Consider the following 4,370-nt stretch of genomic DNA (forward strand, 5'->3'; position numbering starts at 1 on the left):
TGGTACAGGAGCGTTCCAAACTTCTAAGCCCGCTGAAAAAAGAGGTCGAAAAGTGCGAAGAGACGATCATGAAGCTCGAAGAGAAGCTCAAAACCTCCCATGAACTCCTCATCGAGTATTCGAATAAGGGAGAGAGCTCCAAACTCATGGAACTCTCCAAAAGCGTCGCGGAGGATGAGAAGATGATCGAAAAGCTGTTCGAGAAGCTCGAAATCGCTCACGACGAGATCACACGGATCGAGGCCGAATACGAGGAAAAGCTAGGTGAATTCTAAAACCCGCCTCGACAAGCTCCTAGGCTCGTTGGGCTATTGCAGTCGCAAAGAGGTTGCCGAACTTTTACGTGATGGTATCATCACCCACACCGAAAATCTCCCTCTCAAGAGCGATACCAAAGTCTCTCATGAGCATATCCTCTTTGAGGGCGAACCGCTCGATCCACCTGTAGGGATAGTGATTTTGATGCACAAGCCCGTGGGATACGTTTGTTCTCACGATGACGGCGAGGGGCGACTCGTCTACGATCTATTGCCTGAGCGGTGGCGCAGACGCGATCCGAAAATCTCCACCGTCGGACGCCTCGACAAAGATACGAGCGGACTGCTATTGCTCACCGATGACGGTGCCCTCCTCCATCGCCTCACCTCACCGAAACATCATGTCCCTAAGTGCTACGAAGCGACGTTGGATCGGCCTCTCAAAGGGGATGAAGAAGCTATTTTTGCTTCTGGAACTCTAATGCTAAACGGCGAGAAAAGCCCGTGTCTCCCCGCCAAACTCACTGTGATTGACGATACTCATGCGCGTCTCGAAATCACCGAGGGGCGGTATCATCAGGTACGTCGGATGTTCGCGGCAGTCGGAAATCATGTCGTCTCCTTACACCGCTCATCGTTCGGGGATTTGACACTGGGGGATCTGAAGGCGGGGGGATATCGAGTTATAAAATACTTTTAGTGTTACAATGATCATAATAGGATCTATGCTAAAATGACATATAATGATTAGGCGAGAAACAATTTGATAACACATTCACCCATCTCCCATCTCAAAACATTTTTGCTTCTCAGTTTGGGGACTGCCATTTACTACGTCGTCGCCCAATTCGATATTTGGCTTTTTTCATTCAATCCCTCTAACATTACCTTGCTATGGCTGCCGTTTGGTATTGCTGTTATTATGCTCGATATGTTCGAACTCAAAGCTCTGCCGTTTATTTTTATCGGAAGTTTTTTCGCCAACTATCACGGATTAGCCGATGGGCACGATCACTATATGATGTACCTGACCCTCACAGCGTTTGCCGATACGCTCGCTCCGCTCATGGCGTCGTTTTTCATCAACCGATATATCGACTGGCATTTTGATAACGCCAAAATACTCTTACCTTTTGCCCTCTATGGGGTATTAATCCCGACATTCACCAGCGGTGTGATCATCGCACTCACCCTCGCATCAGGAGGATATATAGCTCATGATACGATTAGCCAATTTATTGTGTGGCTGATGTTCTCAGACGGTTTAGGGCTGTTGCTCGTCTACCCTCTGTATGTGAGTTTTCGACAGTTTTCCAAACCTGCAACTCACGAGTGGCAAAAAGGGCTTATTTACGCCCTTGGCACATTCTTGCTGATATGGCTCTCATTTCATTTTTCGTTTTTGATTTTTTTAGTGTTACCGTTGTTACTGCTGGCTTCGTTCCAAATCCGTATGGATATCATCCTCGCGATATTGTTTGTCTCCGTCATCGAGATAATCGCGCTATCAGCAAATTACGGAGTCGTATTTAGCACAGGCACACAGATGGAATCGACACTGATGCTGATCATGTATCTTATTAGCTTAGTCTTTGTCATTATCGGCAGTGCATTGAACAATCGTGAACTTATGGAGAGTATCTCTATTAGCATGACCGATCATTTGACCAATGTGAAAAACGTCAAAGCGTACAAAGAAGAGATCGAAAAACTTTTGGGATTATACAAACGCTATCAAACTCCGTTTTCGATCATGATGCTCGACATCGATGATTTCAAAATAATTAATGACGTATATGGGCACCGTGTCGGCGATAAAGTCCTGATTGAGCTTTGTAATTTGATTCAAAACAATATCCGCTCTTCCGATACCCTCTTTCGCGTCGGAGGGGAAGAGTTTGTTATTTTGTGTCAAAACATTACCCTAAAAGAGTCACTCCAAGTAGCTCATAAAATCAGAGCCGCCGTCGAACAGACTCTCTCGACAATCAGTGATAAAACGATTACACTCAGTATCGGTGTTACCGAGGTCAATGCCACAGATACCGAAGATTCGATCTATCGCCGAGCCGATGCCCTCTTATACGATTCAAAATACAGCGGGAAAAACAGCGTAAAGTCGGATTTAGCAGTTTTATAATGATCTCTGCTATATTCAAAAAAAGTACACGATACCGTTTAAGGTTCATTGTTCCAAGCTGACTTGCCGCTGACATTAGCCGATGAGGATAAAAATCCATCATCACTCCTTAATCAACTAACACAATCCCCATCGATTCGAGTAAGTAGAGTGCCTCGTAGCGGCTGAAGATCGCTCCTTTGAGATGGTTGGAGCGCAGATCGATCGAGGTGTTGGAGGCGTCAGTAAAGTTGGCCGCCTCCAGATGGGTGTTGCCGAACAGCGCCCCTTTGAAATCGCTCAGGGAAAAGTCGGCTTTTTGAAAGCTTCCGTTGCGAAAATCGACCTCTTTGGCACGGCATTCGCGCATCACCAACCCCTCGATGTTCAGACCGAAAAAGTTGCTGTCGCCCAAGTTACATTCGCGAAAACGGATCGGATCGGCATTGAGGAGGCTCTTCCAATCCGCCATCGTCCAGTCTATCCCGACCATCTTGCACGAGACGAAATCGACATCGCTCATCTTGGTATTGGTGAGTTTCATGACGCTCAGGTTGCAGTTTTCGAAACGGCATTCGGTAAATTTGCAGGAGGAGAAAAAGGTTTCGCTGAAATCGCAGGAGACGAAAGTGCAGTCATCAAATTCGGCTTTGGTGATCTTTTGACCGTGGAGATCAATACCCTCGAACTTCTCGGCGAATACATCCATGTTGTCGGTAATTACATTAGATGCCATGAGTTAGCTTTTAGAGCTTTTTTTCAATATATTCAATTGTTAAATTTAACTCTTCAATTAATCGAGGAAATTGATTTGGTACTGCTATCCACTTATCTCGTAATCCTTTGAGCATTCTCAATGAATGAGAATAATAACGCTTATAAAATCTCAACTCATAAATTGCTGCTGTTTGACGATCAATGTATAATGCGCCATTTTCAGAAGGTGGCTCAACAAGTTCTTTCACCAACTTATGATATGCCTCAAATTCTTTCCAAAAATGGCTTGCAGCTCGCTCCACTTGGAATTTATAGATAGCAAAAATAAATGCAATAGCAGCTCCAATAGCAGAAAGTTGAGACCCATAGTTTTTTATTAGTTCAAATATGTGTTCCATCTTTTACCCATGCGCCTTTAACCCGTCTGCAATCAGCATCTTCAGATACGACTGGTAGGGAATATCGTTTTTATTGGCTTGAATTTTAAGCGTTTCAATCATATCGACGGGCATTCGGATCGAGATCGTTTTGGCACTTTTTTGGAGATTGACCATCCGCACAGATTTTGATTTATCCCAATCGATATATTCAGTCGAATCGTGCTCATCCCAAAATGCGGCAATCTCGTCTTCGGTTTTTAAATCAAGCATTTTTTTCATAATAATTTCTCTCCTTTTTACTCATTGGTCGTGCCGAAATAACCCGTATTTTTTGATTTCGTACCGTAAAAGCTATAAATAGCCTTTGTCCATCGTCCGTTTTGCCCAATGCATAACAACGGCACTCTTGCTCTGAATGGACATTATCCTCATAAATCAACAGCGGTTCATTGAAAAATATCTCTTCGATCAGCCAAAAATCGAGATTGTGTTTGAGTTTGTTTTTCTGAATATTCCCCTCATCCCAATCAAAACCGTTCAATCGTTCGACATCGAGGCAATCAAACATCACTCACCTTTTTGTTGAATGTATATTATGATTATATACATTAAGAATATGCTTGTCAAGTTTATCCAATCCATTTCGCTATAATCACATCATGCTAATCTATGACAACCCCTCTTTTCTCCTACTCACCAAAAATGCAGGTGCCAACTTCCACTCCGAAGACTCGGCAGGGTTTGTCGTGCAAATGTCCAAGCAGTTCGGCATCCCCCTTTTCCCCGTTCATCGTCTCGACAAAATGACTTCCGGACTGGTGATTCTCGCCAAAAATTCCGAAACGGCGGCGCAGTTTGGGAAAATGTTTGAAAACCGAGAGATCGAGAAATACTACC

General features: G+C 44.2%; 7 protein-coding genes and 1 pseudogene. 4 read left to right on the forward strand and 4 right to left on the reverse strand.

Annotated elements, in window-relative coordinates; all coding sequences use genetic code 11:
• From PHC76_RS14695 to PHC76_RS14705, 3 genes and pseudogenes are all read left to right on the forward strand, one after another.
• Nucleotides 1-275: pseudogene (locus PHC76_RS14695) on the forward strand (ABC transporter ATP-binding protein); the annotation flags it as partial.
• Nucleotides 265-957 carry a 16S rRNA pseudouridine(516) synthase gene (locus PHC76_RS14700; protein WP_300210706.1) on the forward strand — a complete coding sequence of 231 codons (693 nt, stop codon included), beginning with the start codon at nucleotides 265-267 and terminating at the stop codon, nucleotides 955-957. The pseudogene PHC76_RS14695 and the gene PHC76_RS14700, both read left to right, overlap by 11 nt.
• 63 nt (nucleotides 958-1,020) lie before the next feature.
• The gene (locus PHC76_RS14705; protein ID WP_300210708.1) at nucleotides 1,021-2,397 is read left to right on the forward strand and encodes a diguanylate cyclase; all 1,377 of its coding nucleotides are present in this window, start codon (nucleotides 1,021-1,023) and stop codon (nucleotides 2,395-2,397) included.
• A gap of 109 nt (nucleotides 2,398-2,506) precedes the next feature.
• Here PHC76_RS14705 and PHC76_RS14710 read toward each other — a convergent pair whose 3' ends face one another.
• Genes PHC76_RS14710 through PHC76_RS14725 form a run of 4 tightly spaced genes read right to left on the reverse strand, consistent with a single transcriptional unit; the run spans nucleotide 2,507 to nucleotide 4,041 of the window.
• The gene (locus tag PHC76_RS14710; protein ID WP_300210710.1) at nucleotides 2,507-3,112 is read right to left on the reverse strand and encodes a pentapeptide repeat-containing protein; all 606 of its coding nucleotides are present in this window, start codon (nucleotides 3,110-3,112) and stop codon (nucleotides 2,507-2,509) included.
• Between the two features lie 10 nt (nucleotides 3,113-3,122).
• The gene (locus tag PHC76_RS14715; protein WP_300210712.1) at nucleotides 3,123-3,491 is read right to left on the reverse strand and encodes a hypothetical protein; all 369 of its coding nucleotides are present in this window, start codon (nucleotides 3,489-3,491) and stop codon (nucleotides 3,123-3,125) included.
• Between the two features lie 3 nt (nucleotides 3,492-3,494).
• Complete coding sequence (locus PHC76_RS14720; protein ID WP_300210714.1) at nucleotides 3,495-3,752, reverse strand: BrnA antitoxin family protein; 258 nt, start codon at nucleotides 3,750-3,752, stop codon at nucleotides 3,495-3,497.
• On the reverse strand, nucleotides 3,736-4,041 hold the full coding sequence (locus PHC76_RS14725) for a BrnT family toxin (RefSeq protein ID WP_300210716.1): 306 nt from the start codon (nucleotides 4,039-4,041) through the stop codon (nucleotides 3,736-3,738). The genes PHC76_RS14720 and PHC76_RS14725 overlap by 17 nt, the downstream gene beginning before the upstream one ends.
• A gap of 91 nt (nucleotides 4,042-4,132) precedes the next feature.
• Here PHC76_RS14725 and PHC76_RS14730 point away from each other — a divergent pair.
• Nucleotides 4,133-4,370: pseudouridine synthase (locus PHC76_RS14730; RefSeq protein WP_300210718.1), on the forward strand; the 238-nt coding region annotated here is incomplete at its 3' end.

It is taken from the genome of Sulfuricurvum sp. (assembly GCF_028710345.1).
In the GTDB taxonomy this organism is placed as follows: domain Bacteria; phylum Campylobacterota; class Campylobacteria; order Campylobacterales; family Sulfurimonadaceae; genus Sulfuricurvum.

Excerpts from the sequence above, each read along its gene's own strand:
- PHC76_RS14710 (WP_300210710.1), bottom strand. The coding sequence starts at position 3,112 with ATGGCATCTAATGTAATTACCGACAACATGGATGTATTCGCCGAGAAG.
- PHC76_RS14715 (WP_300210712.1), bottom strand. The coding sequence starts at position 3,491 with ATGGAACACATATTTGAACTAATAAAAAACTATGGGTCTCAACTTTCT.
- PHC76_RS14720 (WP_300210714.1), bottom strand. The coding sequence starts at position 3,752 with ATGAAAAAAATGCTTGATTTAAAAACCGAAGACGAGATTGCCGCATTT.
- PHC76_RS14725 (WP_300210716.1), bottom strand. The coding sequence starts at position 4,041 with ATGTTTGATTGCCTCGATGTCGAACGATTGAACGGTTTTGATTGGGAT.